This is a genomic window from Rhabdothermincola sp. (assembly GCF_036846205.1).
Classification (GTDB): domain Bacteria; phylum Actinomycetota; class Acidimicrobiia; order Acidimicrobiales; family Acidimicrobilacustridaceae; genus Rhabdothermincola.
In genome coordinates, this window is the sequence record NZ_DAIUCK010000061.1 from 1 (window position 1) to 19501 (window position 19501).

General features: G+C 70.6%; 20 protein-coding genes. 10 read left to right on the forward strand and 10 right to left on the reverse strand.

Going from position 1 to position 19501, the window contains the following annotated elements:
- A partial coding sequence (locus V7004_RS10035; protein WP_334143740.1) for a hypothetical protein occupies positions 1–269 on the forward strand: 269 nt, incomplete at its 5' end.
- A 48-nt stretch (positions 270–317) separates the two neighbouring features.
- Here V7004_RS10035 and V7004_RS10040 read toward each other — a convergent pair.
- Positions 318–1616 carry a sulfotransferase family protein gene (locus tag V7004_RS10040; RefSeq protein WP_334143741.1) on the reverse strand — a complete coding sequence of 433 codons (1299 nt, stop codon included), beginning with the start codon at positions 1614–1616 and terminating at the stop codon, positions 318–320.
- Between the two features lie 158 nt (positions 1617–1774).
- Between V7004_RS10040 and V7004_RS10045 the strand changes: the two genes are divergently transcribed.
- From V7004_RS10045 to dapB, 5 genes are all read left to right on the forward strand, one after another.
- On the forward strand, positions 1775–2839 hold the full coding sequence (locus V7004_RS10045; protein ID WP_334143743.1) for an alpha/beta fold hydrolase: 1065 nt from the start codon (positions 1775–1777) through the stop codon (positions 2837–2839).
- A gap of 170 nt (positions 2840–3009) precedes the next feature.
- Positions 3010–3288 (forward strand): 30S ribosomal protein S15, encoded by a 279-nt coding sequence (gene rpsO, locus V7004_RS10050; protein WP_334143745.1) that lies wholly within the window; start codon positions 3010–3012, stop codon positions 3286–3288.
- 215 nt (positions 3289–3503) lie between these two features.
- On the forward strand, positions 3504–5888 hold the full coding sequence (locus V7004_RS10055) for a polyribonucleotide nucleotidyltransferase (RefSeq protein WP_334143746.1): 2385 nt from the start codon (positions 3504–3506) through the stop codon (positions 5886–5888).
- Entirely contained in the window at positions 5885–7186 is a 1302-nt protein-coding gene (locus tag V7004_RS10060; protein ID WP_442968043.1) for a M16 family metallopeptidase, read from the forward strand. Before V7004_RS10055 ends, V7004_RS10060 begins: the two co-directional genes overlap by 4 nt.
- 59 nt (positions 7187–7245) lie before the next feature.
- Positions 7246–8034: a 4-hydroxy-tetrahydrodipicolinate reductase gene (gene dapB / locus V7004_RS10065; protein WP_334143747.1), complete on the forward strand. Its 789-nt coding sequence runs from the start codon at positions 7246–7248 to the stop codon at positions 8032–8034.
- Positions 8035–8042: 8 nt separating this feature from the next.
- On the opposite strand, the gene V7004_RS10070 is transcribed toward dapB, so the two are convergent.
- The gene (locus tag V7004_RS10070) at positions 8043–8795 is read right to left on the reverse strand and encodes an SDR family NAD(P)-dependent oxidoreductase (protein ID WP_442968042.1); all 753 of its coding nucleotides are present in this window, start codon (positions 8793–8795) and stop codon (positions 8043–8045) included.
- A complete protein-coding gene (locus V7004_RS10075; RefSeq protein WP_334143749.1) occupies positions 8792–9622 on the reverse strand; it encodes a DedA family protein in 831 nt (276 codons plus the stop codon). The genes V7004_RS10070 and V7004_RS10075 overlap by 4 nt, the downstream gene beginning before the upstream one ends.
- A 72-nt stretch (positions 9623–9694) precedes the next feature.
- Between V7004_RS10075 and V7004_RS10080 the strand changes: the two genes are divergently transcribed.
- The 3 genes from V7004_RS10080 to V7004_RS10090 all read left to right on the forward strand — a co-directional run bounded on the left by V7004_RS10080 (position 9695) and on the right by V7004_RS10090 (position 12219).
- The gene (locus V7004_RS10080; RefSeq protein ID WP_334143750.1) at positions 9695–10759 is read left to right on the forward strand and encodes a type III polyketide synthase; all 1065 of its coding nucleotides are present in this window, start codon (positions 9695–9697) and stop codon (positions 10757–10759) included.
- 66 nt (positions 10760–10825) lie between these two features.
- Positions 10826–11635 (forward strand): SURF1 family cytochrome oxidase biogenesis protein, encoded by an 810-nt coding sequence (locus V7004_RS10085; protein WP_334143751.1) that lies wholly within the window; start codon positions 10826–10828, stop codon positions 11633–11635.
- Positions 11632–12219, forward strand: a complete 588-nt coding sequence (locus tag V7004_RS10090; protein WP_334143752.1) for a TetR/AcrR family transcriptional regulator — start codon at positions 11632–11634, stop codon at positions 12217–12219. Before V7004_RS10085 ends, V7004_RS10090 begins: the two co-directional genes overlap by 4 nt.
- A 149-nt stretch (positions 12220–12368) precedes the next feature.
- Here V7004_RS10090 and purH read toward each other — a convergent pair whose 3' ends face one another.
- From purH to V7004_RS10115, 5 genes are all read right to left on the reverse strand, one after another.
- A complete protein-coding gene (purH, locus tag V7004_RS10095; RefSeq protein WP_334143753.1) occupies positions 12369–13889 on the reverse strand; it encodes a bifunctional phosphoribosylaminoimidazolecarboxamide formyltransferase/IMP cyclohydrolase in 1521 nt (506 codons plus the stop codon).
- Positions 13886–14449 carry a phosphoribosylglycinamide formyltransferase gene (gene purN, locus V7004_RS10100; RefSeq protein ID WP_334143754.1) on the reverse strand — a complete coding sequence of 188 codons (564 nt, stop codon included), beginning with the start codon at positions 14447–14449 and terminating at the stop codon, positions 13886–13888. Before purN ends, purH begins: the two co-directional genes overlap by 4 nt.
- Before the next feature lie 120 nt (positions 14450–14569).
- The gene (sucD, locus tag V7004_RS10105) at positions 14570–15463 is read right to left on the reverse strand and encodes a succinate--CoA ligase subunit alpha (protein WP_334143756.1); all 894 of its coding nucleotides are present in this window, start codon (positions 15461–15463) and stop codon (positions 14570–14572) included.
- Positions 15460–16608 carry an ADP-forming succinate--CoA ligase subunit beta gene (gene sucC / locus V7004_RS10110; protein ID WP_334143757.1) on the reverse strand — a complete coding sequence of 383 codons (1149 nt, stop codon included), beginning with the start codon at positions 16606–16608 and terminating at the stop codon, positions 15460–15462. Before sucC ends, sucD begins: the two co-directional genes overlap by 4 nt.
- 151 nt (positions 16609–16759) lie before the next feature.
- Positions 16760–17167 carry a cobalamin B12-binding domain-containing protein gene (locus V7004_RS10115; protein ID WP_334143758.1) on the reverse strand — a complete coding sequence of 136 codons (408 nt, stop codon included), beginning with the start codon at positions 17165–17167 and terminating at the stop codon, positions 16760–16762.
- A gap of 27 nt (positions 17168–17194) precedes the next feature.
- Here V7004_RS10115 and V7004_RS10120 point away from each other — a divergent pair, with 27 nt between their 5' ends.
- Positions 17195–17689, forward strand: coding sequence for a hypothetical protein (locus V7004_RS10120; protein ID WP_334143760.1), 495 nt, complete (start codon positions 17195–17197; stop codon positions 17687–17689).
- A 12-nt stretch (positions 17690–17701) separates the two neighbouring features.
- Here V7004_RS10120 and V7004_RS10125 read toward each other — a convergent pair whose 3' ends face one another.
- Positions 17702–19228 carry a class I adenylate-forming enzyme family protein gene (locus V7004_RS10125; RefSeq protein ID WP_334143761.1) on the reverse strand — a complete coding sequence of 509 codons (1527 nt, stop codon included), beginning with the start codon at positions 19226–19228 and terminating at the stop codon, positions 17702–17704.
- Positions 19229–19288: 60 nt separating this feature from the next.
- A partial coding sequence (locus V7004_RS10130; RefSeq protein ID WP_334143762.1) for a hypothetical protein occupies positions 19289–19501 on the reverse strand: 213 nt, incomplete at its 5' end.

A 19501-nucleotide genomic window follows, 5' to 3' on the forward strand; every position in this document is an offset into this window, starting at 1 on the left:
CCCCGCCGCCACTCCCACCGTCGATCCTCCCCCCGCTGGCGGGCTCGCCTGCGGAGCCCGGCCGGTACCGGGGCTGGGTGGTCCGCAGCCTGTCGCCCGACCTGGGGTGCGTGGCGGCGTCGCCCCGTGAGGTCCCCGACGTGGTGCGCCGGTTCTGCCTCCCCGCCCCGCAACCACAACTGTGGGACGTGGTCGACATCACCTACGACCCCGCCGGAACCTCCCTGGTGGTGGTGCGGGGCAGCCTGGTGAGGCTCAAGGGGACCTGACCCGGCTCGCCGACCGCTGCCGCGCAGGTGTTCGGGTGATCCGCGTGCTCACTCGGTGGGGATGCCGAAGCGTTCGGTGTATGAGCGCGTCGCTGTCCGGCAGGCGTCGGGGTCCAGCGCGAAGTCGGCGAAGTCGTAGAGGATCGATCCGTGGCGGTCACGCTGGTGGCTCGCCAGGTAGCGCTGGTGCGCTGCTCGGGCCCGGTCGTCGAGGGGTTGGTCGGCGACCGCGTAGATGCGCTCGATGGTCCCGAGGTCGTCGGCCATGAACTGGTCGAAGCGCACGTCAAGTGAGCGGTCCCGGGCCAGCACGTCGCGCTGCTCGACGCACGCTCGCAGCATCCTCACCAGGCGGTCGGCCCAGTACCGGCCGATCGCCACCGGGTCGACCCGCTCGAGGTGTAGGCGGGCCGTGTAGGCGATCATCGTGGCCATCGACACGGTGACCGACGCCGGGTCACGGTGGGTCACGAGCACCGTGGCGTCCGGGAACACCTGCTCGATGACTTGGAACTGCTCGAGGTGCTGGGGGGACTTCAGCACCCATCGAACCGGGCGATCCTCCTCGCCCGGCGGCCGGGCGGGGCGGAGGAACTGCAACGCCTGGAGCACCGTGCGCAGGTACTCGTAGTGGGGTGTCTGGTCGTGGGCGAGGTAGTGGTCACGCCAGGACGGCATGGGCGCGGTGGTCTCGAACAGCATGCTCGAGAAGTTCATGGCCAGGAGCTGGATCTCCTCGTGCACGTGGTCGGGGGTCATCTCGTGCATGCGCTTGAAGTAGGGCAGGGCCAGCTCGAGGAACGCCGTGCCCGCTTCGGCTCGGGCCAGGCGGGGGTCGGGTGACCCCGCCGCCACGGCCACGGCGTCCTCGGGGGTGGGGAACGGCTCGAGGCTCTCCCAGTACGGGAGCGACCGCAGCGCCGGGTCGGCCGCCAGCAGGTTGTGCAGGTGGGTGGTTCCGGTGCGGGGAAGCCCGGCGATGATGATGGGCCGCTCGATCCGCTCCTCACGGATCTCGGGGTGGCGAGCGAGCAGCTCCTCGAGCAGCAGGCGGTTTTTCAGGAGCTGCACGAGCTGGACGGAGGTGGTGACCCGCCCCATCCCCGACAGGCCCGCCTCGGACTCCAGGGCGTCCACCAGCACCTGCAGACGCTCCCGGAACGACGGCTCGCCGAAGTTCTCTGAGCCAGCTTCCGCCGTCGCTTGTGTGCACAGCGTGGCGGGGTCGAGGTCGATGGTTGTTCCCAGTGGCGTGGTGGCCTCGATGATCGCCGCCGCCTCCGGCGGGAAGCGCGGATCGGCCAGATCGTCGAGGTGCACCGCTGCCGGCCGGCTCGGCGTATCCATCCGGCGGACGCTACCGCCCCTGAGCCGGCCCCGAGGGGCGCTCCTGGCACGACGGGACGGGCCGTCGGGACCGTTCACCGTCCCCGCCTCCCTACACTCCGAGGCCGATGGCCCTCCATCCACCATGGAGCCCGCAGGTGGGGCGAACATTGGGCACCGTGGCCCAGCCCTCCCCGCACGAGCCGTTGCCGGCGCCGAGCGAGGCTCCCGCGCCGGCGGTGGCCGCCGTGCCGCGGTTGGCCCGCCACACCTTCACGCTCGCCGACGGCCACAAGGTCGGCCTGGCGGTCGCCGGTCGGGGGGTGCCGCTGGTGGTGGTGCACGGCTACACCGCCGAAGGGTTCTTGTACGCGCAGACCCTGCACCGGTTGGTGAGGAAGGGCTTCAAGGTGATCGCCATCGACATGGCGGGCCATGGCGGCACTCAGGGCCTGCCCGGCGGGGGCGCCCGCCTCGGCGACTACGCCCGCCTGATGGGCCGTTGCATCGATGAGCTCGGCATCCGCAAGGCGGTCACGGCCGGGCACTCGATGGGTGGGCGGGTGGTCGCCCAACTCGCCGCGCTGGAGCCGGACCGTACCATCGCCACCCTGTTGATCGACGCGATCGTGGGAGATCAGTGGGACTGGATGGTGCGGCTCTTCCGGGTGGCGCCACCACTGCTGGCGGTGGAGGGCGCCGCACTGCTCGTGGACACTCTGACCACCGTCCCGCTGGCCACCGACCCCGGTCAGGCCCGCAAGCTCGGTCGCCTGCTGACCCCCACACTGGTCGGACACGCGCTCCAGCCGTGGCGCCTCATCGGCCCGGCGGTCTCGATCCTGCGCACCCGGGGCAGCGCGGGCCTGCTCGATGCTCTGGCCGCGAACGAGGTGCCGACGTTCGTCATCCACGGTGAGCTCGACCTGGTCGTGCCGTTGTGCACCGCCCGATCGGCCGCGACCCGGGCCAACGGGCAACTCGTCACCGTGAAGCGGGCTGCCCATTCCTGGTTGCTGCGCGACCCCGAGACACTCCCAGCGATCGTGTCGCAGCTGCTCGAGGGGCGGCTCGGCGAAGCTATCCGGTCCCATCTCCAGGCGGCGGGGGCCGAGACGGTCGAGGAGCTCGAGGAGCTGCTGTACGCCCCGGGCGCGCCCATCCTGGCGCTCACCCCCGACCACACGTACAGCTCGGAGACGGCGTTGCACCGGCCGCCCAGGTACGAGTGGACCATCCACTGACCACCGGGCCTGCGGCTGTGGGTGGGTGGCCCGACTGGCGCGGCTGCTAGCCTTGGTGATCGGCCCGTCGCGGGCCGCCGCTTCCGATCACGCCAGCACCGCCCGTCCCGGCGGACGCAGCGGATCCCAGGAGGCCGGGTCCGACACCCAACCACACGAGGTACCACTACATGTCCCGCAAGCCCACCAACCTGCCACCGAAGGCAGACACGATCACCGAGCATCGCCTCCACGACACCGACACGGGTTCCCCGGAGGTGCAGATCGCGTTGCTCACCGATCGCATCAACCACCTCACCGAGCACCTGAAGGTCCACAAGAAGGACCATCACAGCCGGCGAGGGCTGCTGATGCTGGTGGGCAGGCGCCGCCGGTTGCTCGACTACGTGAAGTCCAACGACGTCGAGCGTTACCGGGCGATCATCGCCAAACTCGGGCTGCGGCGCTGACGGGACACGGTGACCCGTTCGGGTCGCCGTCATCGCTTCCCGGCCCGGAGATCCCGGTGTCGGGAGGCACCACAACTTGATTCACACCGGCGGTCACGCGTCCGTCAGTTGCCGGTGGTGAGGGGCGGGACGTTCGCCCCGCCCCTCACCACTGGGAACTGGCGCCGCCGCCGCCTCCGATCCATGCGGGGCGAAGGCCCCGAGAAGGAGCAACCATGGCGGAAGCCATCAGCGTGTCGGGTTCCGTGACCGGCACGGCCAAGACGCTGTCCATCGAGACCGGCAAGCTGGCCGGCCAGGCCGACGGTGCCGTGACCGTCCGGCTGGGGGGCACGGTCATGCTCGTCACCGCGACCGCGGCGAAGACCGTCCGCCCCGGCACGGACTTCTTCCCGCTCACGGTCGATGTCGAGGAGCGGATGTACGCCGCGGGCAAGATCCCCGGCTCGTTCTTCCGCCGGGAGGGCAAGGCCAGCGACCAGGCCATCCTCACCTGCCGCCTCACGGACCGCCCGTTGCGCCCGTGCTTCCCCGACGGGTTCCGCAACGAGGTGCACATCGTGGGCACGGTACTGGCGGCTGATCTCGAGAACCCCCACGACGTGCTGATGATCAACGGGGCGTCCGCAGCGCTGTCGTTGTCGGGCATCCCCTTCGACGGGCCGATCGGCGCGGTGCGCATCGCGTACTCCACCGAAGGGGAGTGGATCCCCCATCCCACCTACGCGGAGGGCGAGGCGTCGACGTTCGAGATGGTGGTGGCCGGTCGCCTGCTCGACGACGGCGACGTGGCCATCATGATGGTGGAGGCCGGGGGCACCGAGGCGGCCTGGCCGGCGTACCAGTCGGGGGCGCCCAAGGTCGACGAGGAGACCATCGCCGACGGGCTCGAGGCGTCGAAGCTGTGGATTCGTGAAGCGATCGAGCTGCAGCGCCTGCTGGTCGAGAGGGCGGGCGCGAAGCCGCCGATGGCCTACACGGTCGCGGTCGACTACACCCCCGAGGTGCTGGCCGCGGTCGAGGCCGCCGGCCGGGAGCGGGTGGCGCAGGTCATGACCATCGCCGACAAGCACGACCGCCAGGCGGCGGAGGACGAGCTGAAGGCCGCGCTGGTCGAGGAGCTGGCGCCGCGCTTCGAGGAGCTCGAGGACGCCGAAGCGCAGATCAAGGCCGCGATCCGGTCGCTCACCAAGCAGGTGGTCCGGAAGCGCATCGTGGAGGAAGGCATCCGCATCGACGGGCGGGGCCCGAAGGACATCCGACCCCTGTCGGCGGAGGTGGGCGTCCTGCCGTCTGTGCACGGTTCGGGCCTGTTCCAGCGAGGGGAGACCCAGGTGCTCAACGTGTGCACCCTGGGCATGCCCCGCATGGAGCAGATGCTCGACACCCTGGGGGTGGTCGACCGCAAGCGCTACATGCACCACTACAACTTCCCGCCGTACTCGACGGGCGAGACAGGCTTCATGCGGGGCCCGAAGCGGCGCGAGATCGGCCACGGCATGCTCGCCGAGCGGGCCCTGGTGCCGGTGCTTCCCTCGTCGTCGGAGTTCGGCTACACGATCCGCACCGTCTCCGACGTGCTGTCGTCGAACGGTTCGACGTCGATGGGTTCGGTGTGCGCCTCCACGCTGTCGATGATGGACGCCGGCGTGCCGATCAAGGCGCCGGTCGCGGGCATCGCCATGGGCCTGGTCTACGCAGAGGGCACCTACACCACCCTCACCGACATCCTCGGGGCGGAGGACGCCTACGGCGACATGGACTTCAAGGTCGCTGGCACTGCGGACTTCGTAACCGCGCTGCAGCTCGACACCAAGATCGACGGCATCCCCGCCGACGTGCTCGCCCAGGCCTTGCAGCAGGCGAAGGAGGCCCGCCTGACGATCCTGGAGGTGATGGCGGAGGCGATCCCCGAGCCCCGGCCGGAGGTCGGTCCCACGGCGCCGAAGATCGTCAACTTCGAGATCCCGATCGACAAGATCGGCGAGGTCATCGGCCCCAAGGGCAAGGTCATCAACGCCATCCAGCAGGAGACCGGCGCGGACATCAGCGTCGACGACGACGGCACGGTGGGCATCGTGAGCATCGGCTCCACCGATGCTGGCGCGGTGGCTGAGGCCGAGCGGCAGATCCGGCTCATCCTCAACCCGCCCACGGCGGAGGTGGGCCAGACCTACACCGGCAAGGTGGTGAACATCACCAAGTTCGGGGCGTTCGTCAACATCCTGCCGGGGCGCGACGGGCTGCTCCACATCTCCAAGCTCGGGCAGGGCAAGCGCATCGACAAGGTCGAGGACGTGCTCGATCTCGGTGACGAGGTCGAGGTTCGGGTCGACGACGTCGACCCGAACGGCAAGGTCTCGCTGAGCCTGGCCTCCGCGCCGGCCCCGGCGCAGTCGGCAGCGCGAGACGACGAGGCTGCTGGTGGCGAGGGCGGGCGGGGTACCGAGCGCGAGTACGTCTCGTTCGAGGACGCGTTCGACGAGGAGATCCGGGAGGAGTTCGGCGATCTCGGTCCCGAGCCTGCGGGCAGCAGCAGTGGTGGGGACCGGGGTGGTGAGCGCCGCGGCCGCCGCCGCGGGGGCGGTCGACGGCGCTGAGCGAGCGAGGTTCGGGCGGAGCCGCCTGGCGGGCGGCGACCGGATGCACGAAGACCGTCCTGCCCTCGGGGCTCCGGGTGGTGACGGAGCGGATGCCCGAGGCTCGTTCGGTGAGCATCGGGGTGTGGGTCGACGTCGGTTCCCGTGACGAGCCCGACGAGCTGGCCGGCGCCTCGCACTTCCTCGAGCACCTGCTGTTCAAGGGCACCGAGTCGCGCTCGGCTCGGAGCATCGCCGTCGCGGTCGACGCTGTCGGGGGCGAGCTGAACGCGTTCACCACCAGGGAGCACACGGCCTTCTACACCCGCCTGCCGGCGGGACACCTCGGGTTCGGCCTGGAGCTGCTCACCGACGTGGTCGCCGCGCCCGCGTTCCGGCCGCATGAGGTCGAGGCGGAACGGGAGGTCATCCTCGACGAGATCCTGATGAGCGAGGAGACGCCCGACGACGTGGCGATGGTCAAGCTCAACGAGGCGCTCTTCCCCGGTCACCCGTTGGGCCGGGAGACGCTCGGGTCGCAGGAGACGGTGGCGTCGCTGTCGCGGGACGTGATCGCTGCGTTCCACGCCGAGCACTACCGTCCGTCGTGCCTCGTGGTGGCCGCGGCGGGCGACCTCCACCACGACGAGGTGGTCGAGGCGGTGTCCGGCTTCTTCGAGGGCGCACCGGCCGGCGCTGGTCCCGAGCGGACGCCGCCGGGTGAGCAGCTGGTGCCCCTCACCGTGGTGGAGCGGCCGAGCGAGCAGGTCCACTACGCGCTCGGCTGGCGGGGCCCCGACCACGACGATCCCGACCGGTATGCGCTGTGGATCGCGAACCAGGTGGTGGGCGGTGGCATGTCGAGCCGCCTCTTCCAGGAGATTCGGGAGGAGCGGGGTCTCGCGTACACGGTGTTCACCGCTCCGGCCACCTACCGGGGTGCGGGCTCGCTGACCCTCTACGCGGGGACCGCGCCGGGGCGGTTGGGCGAGCTGGTGGAGGTCGTGGATGCGGTGCTCGATGACCTGGTGGCGCACGGCATCACCGCTGAGGAGCACGCGGTGGCACTCGGGTGCATCGAAGGCTCGATGCTGCTCGGACTGGAAGACAGCGCCAGCCGGATGAGTCGCCTCGGCGCCAGCGAGGTCACCCGGCGCGAGGTCATCCCGGTCGACGAGCAGCTGCGCCGGGTGCGAGCGGTGCCCACCGAGGACGTGAACCGGGTCTTGGCCGAGGTGCTCAGCGGCCCCCGCGCCGCAGTGGTCGTCGGTCCGCTGGGCGCGGACGACCCGGCCGTCACCCGGGCGGTGCGAGCCTGACCGGCGACGGTCCCGCCCCGCTTGGGGGAGGGGCACCCTCGTCGAAGTAGGGTGCTGCCATGGCGCTTCGGGTCGGGGTGTTCGGGGCCGGTGGTCGGATGGGCAGCACGGTCTGCCGGGCGGTGGCCGATGATCCGGATCTTGAGCTCGTCGCCGCGGTCGACCCCTTCCATGTGGGCATCGACCTGCGCCAGGTCACCGGGGTCGATCTCCCCTTGCAGATCGCCGCGGGCCCGGAGGCCTTCGAGCAGGCGGGTGCCGAGGTGGCCGTCGATTTCACCCAGCTCGATGCAGCCCGCCAGAACCTGGCGTGGCTCGCGGCGCACGGGATCCACGCCGTGGTGGGCACCACCGGCTTCACCGAGGGGGACTACGAGCGCCTGAGGGAGACGTTCAGGAAGAGCAACTGTGTGATCGCCCCGAACTTCGCGATCGGGGCCGTGCTGATGATGCGCTTCGCGGAGATGGCCAGCCCGTACTTCGAGTCCGCCGAGGTCATCGAGTGGCACCACGAGCAGAAGGTCGACGCGCCCTCGGGCACGGCCATGCTGACCGTCGAGCGGATGGCCAAGGCCTCCAGCGACTGGACCCCGGACCCCACGACCAACGAGGTCCTGCCCGGGGCGCGCGGCGGCAAGGGCCCGGGCGACATCCCGGTGCACGCCTTGCGCATCAAGGGGATGGTCGCCCACCAGGAGGTCATCCTCGGCACCACCGGTCAGACGCTCACCATCCGCCACGACACCTATGACCGGGCGTCGTTCATGCCCGGCGTGCTTCTGGCGATCAAGCTGGTGTCCGATCGCCCGGGCCTCACCGTGGGGCTCGACGCCCTGCTCGACCTGTAGGCGCCGGCTCAGCCTCGCCGGTGCACCGTGCGGGCTCCCGCCTGGTCCCGGGCCAGGACGATCATCTGGTCGATGTTGACGTGGCTCGGGCGGGTCACGGCGAAGGCGATGCAGTCCGCCACATCCTCCGGGGTGAGCGGGGTCATGCCCTCGTAGACCCGGGACGCCCGCTCGGCGTCGCCGCGGAAGCGCACCAGGCTGAACTCGGTTTCCACCATGCCGGGGTCGATCTCGGTGACCCGCACCGGCCGGCCGAGCAGCTCCTGGCGCAGCACACCCACGACCGCCCGCACGCCGAACTTGGCTGCGTTGTAGCCCGCCCCTCCGGGATAGGGCTCATGGGCGGCGATGGAGCCGACGACGACCACATGCCCGTCGCCGGAGGCGACGAGTGCCGGCAGGAGCGCCCGGGTCATACGGGCGACGCCGAGCACGTTGGTGTCGAACATCTGTTGCCAGTCGGCGAGGTCCGCCTCCTCGACCGGTTCGAGCCCGATCGCGCCACCGGCGTTGTTCACCAGCACGTCGCAGCGGTCGAGCGTGGCGCAGAACGCCTCCACCGAGGCGTCGTCGGTGACGTCGAGGGGGTGGCTGCGGCCTCCGATCCGTGAGGCGAGCCGTTCGATGCGCTCGGCACGGCGCGCACCGAGCACCACCTCGAATCCCTCTTGAGCAAGCCGTGTCGCGGTTGCCGCTCCGATGCCGGAACTGGCGCCGGTGATCACGGCCAGGCGCGGTCGCGACGACCGGGAGCCGGTCACGGCTCGCCACGCGTGGCCCGGCCGGTCTCGCCTGCGGCGCCGTCGCCGGCCACGTCCTGTTCGAGATGGCGGAGCTGCTCGATTTCCGACGTGCCTTTGCGGGTCTCGTTCCACACCGAGAAGGCCACCGCCAGGACGCTGATCACGATGAGGGGTAGCCGGTAGGTGCGGATGACGTCGAGCACCCAGTTGATCGGTGCCTCGAACGCTTCACCGAGGAGCTTGATGAGCACCAGACGGGCGATCGTCCCGCCCACGTTGAGGGTCATGAAGACCGCCGGGCGCATGCGGGCCGCGCCGGCGAGCAGGCAGATGGGGTTGTTGGGGGCGATGGCCACCAGCGGGTACCCCCACGTGCCGAACGAGCGCTCGAGGCTGCGCATGAGCTGGCCGACGGTCGCGGTTCGCTGCTCCATCCAGCGAACCGCGCTGTCGCCGTACCAGTAGCCGAGCAGGTAGAAGAGCGGATCCGAGGCCAGGGCGCGCAGGGTGCCGACGGTGAAGTAGGCGACCGGGTTCAGGTCGTTGACGGTGAGCACCAGCCACCGGATCCGTGAGTTGAGCGCGATCAGCAGCAGCGGACGGGTGTCGACGAGGCCCGGTCCGAGCGCGTCACCGACCCAGGAGGCGATGACCATGATGATCAGGATGACGACGACCGTCGCCAGCGCCCGGCGGCTGGGGGCGCCCCGGTGCTCGCTCTCGCCGGCGCGACCGGGCGCGGCATCCGCCGGGTCGGTATCGGGGGCGCCCGGCGGGTGGGTGCCGGTTTCCGAGGGTCCGGCTCCCGAGGGCTCGGCTTCCGAGGGCTCGGGCGCGCTCGTCATAGGCGCCGCCACCCTAGCCGCCGGCTGCCCGTTGGATTCCGGTCGGGTCCGGGCCTCCTAGGCTGACCGCCGATGGCTGCGATGCTCGCATCGGTGCGCTCTGCGCTCGCGCCCCGCGTCTCGCAGCAGGACGTGGCGGCGCTCGCGGTCGAGCTGCATCCGGACGTGTCACCGGATCGCATCAGGTCGGTGTTCGCCAACGCAGGGATCGAGCAGCGTCATCTGGTGCGGCCCGTCGAGTGGTACGGGTCCGAGCATGGGTTGACCGAGCGGGCCGAGATCGCCTGCGAGCAGGGGCTCGAGCTCGGCGCCCGGGCGGCCCGGGCCGCGCTGGATGGCGCCGGGACACCGCCGGAGTCGGTCGACTCCCTGGTGTTCGTGACCACCACCGCGGTGCGCTCTCCGGCGCTCGATGCCTCACTCGCGCCCGCGCTGGGGCTTCGCGACGGTGTGCGGCGGCTCCCATTGTTCGGGTCGGCGTCACTCGGGGGCTGCTCGGGCCTGGCACTGGCGGCCGATCTCGTCGCCGCCGGTGACCGCTGCGTGCTGGTGGTCGTGGCGGAGCTGAACTCGCTGATGTTCGTGCCCCGCACCGAGCCCCCGTCGATGGAGGCCGTGGTCAGCATGGCCTTGTTCTCGGACGGCGCGGCGGCGGCGGTGGTGCGGGCCGGCTCGCCCGGTGACGTCGGGAGCGGAGGCCTCGAGCTGGTGGGCCGCTCCTCCACGCTGGTGCCGGATTCGCTCGGGGTGATGGGCTTCGACCTGGTCGCCACGGGTCTGCGCTGGAGGCTCGCGCCGGACGTGCCGGCGCTGGCCGGGGCCCGGGTGGCCGAGAGCGTCGAGCGGGCCCTGGCCGGTCGACGCTGGCGGCTGGCCGACCTCGAGCACCTGCTGGTCCACCCCGGGGGGACCAAGGTCCTCGACGCGGTCGAGGACGCCCTCGGCCTGCCTGCCGGCCGGCTGGGGTGGTCGCGGCGCATCCTGGCCGAGCACGGGAACCTCAGCGCGGTGACGGTGCTGGTGATGCTGGAGGCGTTCCTGCAAGCCGAGCCGGCGCCAGGGCCCGGCCTGCTCACCGCGATGGGCCCCGGCTTCGGCTTCGAGCACGTCTTGTTCGAGGCCGGGCCACGACGGTGAGCGGCCGGCCGCCCGAGGGCCCGGACCAGGATCGGTCGCCGCGGGTGGGATGCGTAGCCTTGGGCCGTGCCCGAGCCACGTCCCGACTACCGCTTCGCGCGGAGGCCCTGGTGGATCGTCTCCCACCTGTTCGCCGCCGGGATGGTGGTGCTGATGGTGAACCTCGGGTTCTGGCAGCTGCGCCGGCTCGACGAGCGTCGCACCCACAACGCGCTGATCGAGTCCCGCCAGGAGCTTCCCCCGGCTCCGCTCGGGGAGCTGCTGCCCGCCGGGCCGGCCTCGCAGCCCGAGGAGGTGGCGGAGGTCGCCTACCGGATGGTGGTCCTGCGAGGCCGGTACGCGCTCGACGAGCAGGTGCTGGTGCGGAACCGCACCAGTGAGGGTCTGCCGGGGTACTGGGTCGTGACCCCGCTCGTCCTCGACGACGGCACGGCCGTGGCGGTCAACCGGGGGTGGGTGCCGTTCGCGTCCACCGATCCCGAGGGGCCCTGGCCGCAGTACGACCCCCCGGCGACCTCGGTGACCGTGACGGGCATGGTGCAAGAACCGCAGGTGCGTGCCGGCGGCCTCGTGGGCGGCCCGGTCGATGCGCCGGAAGGCCGGCTGTGGACCCTCTCCCGGGTCGACGTCGGGCGGCTCGCCCAGCAGGTCGCCCAGCCCATGTGGCCGCTGTACGTCAACCTGGCCAGCCAGGAGCCGGCCCAGGGTGAGCTGCCGCAGCCCGTGCCCCCGCCTGATCTGTCAGAGGGGCCGCACCTGGGCTACGCGGGTCAGTGGTTCGTCTTCGCCGGGTTGACGGTCATCGTCTACCCCTTGTTGTTGCGGCGGGTGGCTCGCCATCGAGGCCGGGAGGCGGTGGAGGCGATGGAGGCGTGAGGAGCGGCGGGACGGAGGGCGCCCAGGAGCGCACCCGGACGCGGATCCTGGCCGCGACGCTCACCTGCATCGAACGATGGGGCCTGGCGAAGACCTCCCTGGAGGACGTCGCCAGGGAGGCCGGGCTCTCCCGGGCCACGCTGTACCGCTACTTCCCGGGAGGGCGCGAGCAGCTGGTCCACGACACGGTCACCTGGGAGGTGGGCCGGTTCTTCGCCCGGCTCGAGCACCATGTCTCCGCCGCACCGAACCTGGCGGCGAAGCTCGAAGAGGGCTTGATCTTCGGCCACCGGGCGATCCACGAGCACACCCTGCTGCAGCGGATCCTGCGCACCGAGCCCGAGGCCCTGCTGGAAGAGCTGTCCCAGACCGTGCCGCTCATCGAGGCCGCCATGCGGGCCTACCTGCTGGCCCTGCTCCGGGGGGAGCGGCTGCGCCCCGGGGTCGACCCGGGCGAGGCCGCGGACTACCTGACCCGGATGTTCCTCTCCTATGTGGGGAGCCAGGGCCAGTGGGACCTGACTGATCGGGATCAGGTCGAGCTACTGGTGCGGTCCCAGTTCGTCGCCGGCCTGCTCGCCTGAACCCTTTCGCGTTCTGGCATGTCAAACGCGTGCCGGAGCACGCGTTTGACATGCCAGTTAGCGAAGGCGAAGGTAGGGGCAAGGGTGAGGGCGTGGGCGGAGACGGGCGGGACGATCTCGGTGGGATGTCCACGCCTGCGTAGGCCCGCTCAGTGGCGGAAGTGGCGCTCGCCGGTGAACACCATCGCCAGACCGTGCTGGTCGGCGGCCGCGATGACCTCCTCGTCGCGGATCGACCCGCCCGGCTGGACCACGCAGGCCGCGCCCGCCTCGACCGCGCCGTCGAGTCCATCGGGGAACGGGAAGAAGGCGTCACTGGCATAGACGCCACCGGCAGCCCGACCTGCGGCCTTCTCACACGCCAGGCGGCCTGCGTCCCGCCGGTTCTGCTGGCCGCACCCGATGCCCACCGCCTGGCCGTCCTTCACCAGCACGATGGCGTTGGAGGTCACCTTCGCCACCACCTGCCAGGCCAGCTCGAGATCCGCCCACTGCTCCTCGGTGGGCACCGCCTTGGTGACCACCTGCCACGCGGAACGGTCGATAGTGACCTGATCGGGGGTCTGCACGAGGAACCCGCCGTCGATCTGCCGCAACCCCGTCGTGAGCGGCGATGGCGGTGCGGCCTCGAGGACCCGGAGGTTGCGCTTCTCGAGCAGGCGCACCAGCGCGTCCCCCTCGAACCCCGGAGCGATGAGCACCTCGGTGAACACCGGCGCCAACGCCTCGGCCATCCCGACGGTGACCGGGCGGTTCACCGCCACGATGCCCCCGAACGCCGACACGGGATCGCACTCATGCGCACGGCGGTAGGCCGTCGTGATGTCGTCAGCCACCGCGACTCCACACGGGTTGGCGTGCTTGATCACCACCGCCGCCGGGAGATCGCCGAGCGAGTGCACCAACCGCCACGCGGCGTCCGCGTCGAACACGTTGAGGTACGACATCTCCTTGCCGCCGTGCTGCACCGCGGTGTCCCACCACCCCGACGCTCCTCGCGTCGCGTAGCGAGCACCGATCTGGTGCGGATTCTCCCCATAGCGCAGCACCGCCCGCCGCTCAAGAGTGAGATCGATCCGCTCGGGCAGCTCGCCGGACGCAGTCGATGCCCCCGACCCTTCGACCTGCTCTTCCAGCCATCGCACGATCTGCGCGTCGTAGGCCGCAGTCACTCGGAAAGCGTCGAGCGCCAACCGGCGGCGGGTCGCGTCGGACAGCGAACCGGTGCTGCGCAGGTCAGCGAGCACCAGCTCGTACTGCGAGGGGTCGGTTACGACCCCGACGTGAGCGTGGTTCTTCGCCGCCGCCCGGACCATCGCCGGGCCGCCGATATCGATCAGTTCGATGGAGGGGTCAGATGAAAACGGGTAGAGGTTCACCACGACCAGGTCGATGGGCTCGATGCCGTAGCGCTCCAGGTCGGCGCGATGCTCAGGGTTGCCGCGATCGGCGAGGATCCCGCCGTGGACCTTCGGGTGCAGGGTCACGACCCGGTGACCGAGGATGGCAGGCACCCCCGTGAGATCTGCGACATCGGTGACCGGCAGACCGGCCTCGGCGATCACCTTCGCCGTTCCACCGCTCGAGATCAGCTCGCAGCCCGCGTCGTGCAAAGCACGGGCGAAATCAGCGATACCGGTCTTGTCGTAGACGGACAGCAGAGCCCTCACTGCACCGAACCCCTCTCGAGGATCTCCTTGACGGTCTGGACGTAAAGCCGCCGCTCAACGGCCTTGATGCGCTCGTGCAACGTGGCCTCCGTGTCGCCCGGCTCCACCCGCACCGCTTCCTGAGCCAGGATGGGGCCGGCGTCGACCTCCGCGGTGGCCACGTGCACCGTGCAGCCCGTGACCTTCACGCCGGCCTCGAGCGCGTCACGTACCGCATGCCAACCCTTGAAGGCCGGCAGCAGCGCCGGGTGGGTGTTCAGGATGCGCCCGTCGAACACCTCGAACATCGCCGGCGCGAGGATGGTGCCGAACCCGGCCATGACGACCAGGTCCGTGTCGTACGTGTCGAGCACCTCGAGGATCTGGCGGGTGTAGTTGTCTCGGTCGAAGTCCGCGCCGTAGCTCGACCGCTCGACGAGCTCCCACGGCACGCCGTGGCGTTCGGCCACCTCGGTGGCGCCGCAGGCCCGGTCGACCACCACCACCTCCACCGGGATCCCGGCGTCGAGCATGGCGTCGAGGATCGTCCCGCTTCCCGAGGCCAGCACCGCGACCCGCATCGGTTGCACGCTACCAGCGCGACGCGAGCAGCCATCCTGATCGGCGCCGCCGCTCATGCACCACGGTCCCGATCCCGCGGATGCCTGCGCCGAGCGCCGCCGATCCCGCCGAGCCGGTGGTCAGGCCCAGCCGTGCTCCCGCACGATCTCGACCATGAGCTCGCCCGCCTCGGTCGGGTTCCGGCCGACCTTGGCGCCCGCGGCCTCCAGTGCCTCGATCTTCGCCTGCGCGGTGCCCTTGCCACCCGACACGATGGCCCCGGCGTGGCCCATCTTCTTCCCGGGCGGCGCGGTGACGCCCGCGATGTAGGACACGACCGGCTTGGTCATCTTGGCCCGGATGAACTCGGCGGCTTCCTCCTCGGCCGACCCGCCGATCTCGCCGATCATCATCACCGCTTTGGTGTCGGGGTCGGCCTCGAAGCGCTCGAGACAGTCGATGAAGCTGGTGCCGGGTACGGGGTCACCACCGATGCCCACACAGGTCGTGACCCCGATGTCCTGCAGCTTCAGCTCGTAGAGGGCCTGGTAGGTGAGCGTTCCCGACCGGCTGACGATGCCCACCGGCCCGCCGGGCTTGGCGATGTGCCCGGCGGTGATGCCGATGTTGCACTTCCCCGGGCTGATGATGCCCGGGCAGTTGGGACCGAGCAGGGCGACGTTCGGGAAGTCGCGCTTGAGCTTGTTGTAGAACCACGCTTCGTCGTGCGCGGGCACGCCCTCGGTGATGCAGACGATGAACTCCACTCCGCCCTCGGCGGCTTCGATCACCGCATCGCGGACCCCGGGCGCGGGGATGAAGATGCACGACGCATTGGCTCCCGTCTCGGCTACCGCATCCGCGACCGAGGCGAAGATGGGGATGCCTTCGACATCGGTGCCGGCCTTCTTGGGGTTCGTCCCCGCGACCACCTGCGTGCCGTAGTCACGGTTGAGCAGGCCGTAGTAGCGACCCTGGCTACCGGTGAGGCCCTGGTAGACGACCTTGGTGCTCTCATCGACGAAGATGCTCACGACGGCGTACCTCCGGCCAGCGCGACGGCGGTGCGCGCCGCCTCCAGCATCGTGGGCTGCATCTGCAGCTTGTCGGACAGGTGCGGTTCGAGGATCTGGCGACCCTGGTCGGCGTTGGTGCCGTCGAGGCGGATCACGATCGGCGCGGTGATGTCGACCCGCGACAGGGCCTCCACGATGCCGTTGGCCACCTCCTCGCCCCGGGTGATCCCGCCGAAGATGTTGATGAAGATGGACTTGACCCGTGGATCGTTGTTGATGATCTCGAGGGCTCCGGCCATCACATCGGCGTTGGCACCTCCGCCGATGTCGAGGAAGTTCGCCGGCTCGCCTCCCACCTGGTTCACCACGTCGAGCGTGCTCATGGCCAGGCCGGCACCGTTGGCGATGATGCCGACGTAGCCATCGAGACCGACGTACTGCAGCCCCTTGTCGTGAGCGGCCTGCTCCCGCTCGTCGCGTACCTGGGTGAGCTCGTAGTCCCCCCAGTCATGGCGGAACCCGGCGTTGTTGTCGAGCGTCACCTTGGCGTCCAGGGCGTGGACCGAACCGTCGGGCTTCAGGATGAGCGGGTTGATCTCGACCAGGTCCGCGTCACCCTCGGTGTAGGCCCGGTAGAGCTTGAGGAGGATGTCTACCGCCCCGTCCTCGGCCGCGGGGTTCAAGCGTGCCTGCTTCACCCAGGCCCGGCACGTGGACTCGTCGAGGCCCTCCACGGGGTCGATCCACACCTTGGCGATGGCGTCGGGGTCCTTCGCTGCCACCGCCTCGATCTCGACACCACCCTGGGCGGAGAGCATGCCCAGGTGCTTCTTGGCCGAGCGGTCGAGGGTGAAGCTGGCGTAGTACTCCTCGGCGATGTCGGAGGCGTGCTCGATCCACAGGATCCGCACGATGTGGCCCTTGATGTCCATGCCGAGAATGTTCTGCGCGTGCGTGCGCACCTCGTCCTCGTTGCTGGCGAGCTTCACCCCACCCGCCTTGCCCCGACCACCGACGTGCACCTGGGCCTTGACGACCACCGGGTAGCCCACGGCTTCGGCGGCGGCCACTGCGTCTTCGACGGAATCGACCGCTCGCCCCTCTGACACCGGGATGCCGAAGCCGGCGAAGAACTGCTTGCCCTGGAATTCGAGAAGGTCCACGGCCCGACAACCTAGTCAGGTTGCAGACAAGCGGCCCAACCGGCTCTGACGGCCCATCAGGCACCAGCGCAAGGCGCGCCCACCCTCCGAACCGGCAGCGGAACTGCACACCAGAGCACGCGTTTGACCTGCCAGTACGCGCAGAGGTTGGTCAGCCGCGCTCGCGCTCGTCGAGGGTGGTCTCCAGCCAGGTGGTGATCCGGTCCAGCGGGGCACCAGGAGTGAAGACCTCCGCCACACCCTGCGCCTTGAGCGCGGCGACGTCGTCGGGGGGCACGATGCCACCGCCGAACACCAGCACGTCGTCGAGCCCGCGGGCGGCGAGCTCCTCGAGCACCCGAGGGAACAACGTCATGTGCGCGCCGGAGAGCACCGACAGCCCGACGGCGTCGGCATCCTCCTGCCGGGCGGCCTCGGCGATCTGCTCCGGGGTCTGGAACAGCCCCGTGTAGATCACCTCGAACCCCGCGTCCCGAAGCGCGCGGGCGATGACCTTGATCCCCCGGTCGTGCCCGTCGAGGCCGGGTTTGGCCACGACGACTCGGAACCGGCGCTTCACGCACGGGATACTAGGAGGGTGAGCCCGGTGAAGCAGTCGGATGGGCGGAGCGTGGCCATGGCCGTGGGCGGCGTGCTGATCGCCCTCGTGGGCTTGGGCCTGCTCCTCGCGTTCGTCTTCGCGCTCCAGCGGGGAACCGAGTCCGGCACGGTGGAGGTCCAGCTCGGATCGCGGACCTTCGACGCCGGATCAGCCGAGCAACGTGCCGCCTCGATCGCCCGAGAGGGTCCGATCCTGCTGCCCGACCCGGCGAGTGGCCAGCGCGACATCTACCTGCAGCACCTCGGCGACGACCCCCAGGACGGGTGGCTGGCCTTCGACGCCCGCGAGATCGACGCCACCCGTGAGTGCACGCTGCGCTGGGACGCGGCGCGGGGACTCTTCGAGGACCCCTGCGACGGGTCGACGGTGCCAGCGGACGGGGAGGGCCTGCGCCACTATCCGGTAGCCGTCGATGACAAGGGCAAGCTGGTCATCGAGCTCAACCGCGCCCCGGAGACGGGAGATGACACGGCGCCGTAGGCGGGCGCGCCGTCAGGCGAACAGCTCCAGCAGCTCGCGCTTGTGCACCTTGTTCGTACCGGTGCGAGGCAGCTCCTCGACCGCGACGAAACGCTTCGGCACCTTGTAGTCGGCCAACCGCTCCCCGAGCCACGCACCGAGGTCGAGCGATTCCAGGGTGGCGCCGGGCTCGAGCCGCACCGCGGCGACCGGGATCTCCCCGAGCTTCTCGTCCGGCAATCCCGTCACTGCGGCCTCGAGGACGGACGGGTGCGCCTCGAGGGCCTTCTGCACCTCCAGCGAGTACACCGAGAAACCGCCGTGCTTGATCACGTCCTTCTTGCGGCCGACGAACAGCACGGTGCCGAACGGACCTCTGCGGGCCAGATCACCGGTTCGCAGCCAGCCATCGTCGGTGACGACCCCTGCGGTGGCCTCCGGCGCGCTCCAGTACCCACGGATGACTCCCGGGCCCCGCACCCACAGCTCGCCCACCCCGCCGGGCCCCACGTCGTGTCCGTCGTCGTCCACCACGCGCATCCGGTAGCCGGGCAGGGCGAACCCCACGGACTCGCCGAGGCCGACGTCGAGCAGCGGAGGCGACACCTTGGCCGCCACGCCCCCCGCGGTCTCGACCATGCCGTAGCCCTCGGCGAAGATCGCCTCACCGACCGGACCGACGAACGGGATGGTCGCGCTCGCGCCCAGCCGCTTGAACGTACGGGCCAGATCGGATGGCATCACGTCGGCGCCCGAGCCCCACAGTCGCACCGAGGTGAGATCGCGCTCCTCGGCACCCGCTTCGAGCATCATCCGGTACATCGCCGGCACGCCGATGAACACCGTCGCCCGTCGGGTCTCGATGGCGTCGAGGACCTCGTCGGGACGGAAGTGCGGGATGCTGTAGGTGGGGATGCCCGCGCAGGCGTAGGCCAGGAGCACGATGAAGCCCATGATGTGGGCGATCGGCAGGCTGAAGACCGCCTCGTCCCGGTGGAGCCATGCCGGCCAGGCGGCCGCGGCCACCACCGTGCCGATGAGCGCCCGGTGGGTGATCTCCGCCCCCTTGGGGGTGCCGGTGGTGCCCGAGGTGTAGAAGAGCGCCGCCACCTCGCCGGGATCGACAGGCACCGCATCCCCCAGCGGGTCGGCACCGTCGACCTCACCGGCACCGTGCAGGATCAGCGACGCCCCCGAGTCCCGTACGACGTGCGCGACCTCCTCCGGGCGCATCTTGTGGTTGACCGGGACGGGGATGCCTCCCGCCCGGGCCACGGCCAGGCACAGCAGGAACGTCTCGTAGCTGTTGGAGGTGGCCAGCACCACCCGGTCCCCGACGTCGATGCGGCCCGCCACCCCGCCTGCCCACCGGTCCACACGCTTGGCCGCCTGCCGGTAGGTGACCCGGAGGCCGCCGTCCGCCTCCTCCACCAGGCGGCGGTCGCCGTGCAGGTCGGCCAGCGAGCTCATGATCGTGCCGAGCGTCTCGTCACGCCGGATCACGAGCCGTGCCCGTTTGAACATCTTCATGCCGACCTCCGGCCCCAGCCCTTCGGGCATGATCACCGACCGGTCAGTGCGGCGCCAGTCGGGGCGACGACCGGACCGCCCGGCTCCACCTCAGAGCTTCTCGAGCGGTGCCCACGCGAGCAGCAGGCGCCGCTCCCCCGCCTCCCGGAAGTGCACGACGGCCTCGGCCTTGTCGCCGCTGCCCTCGAGCCCGATGATCACCCCCTCGCCGAACTTGGCGTGCCGAACATCGTCCCCCACCCGCAGCCCGAGCGCGTCGGCGCCGCTCGGCTGGGGACCCCTCGGGACCAGGGCGGCGTCGAC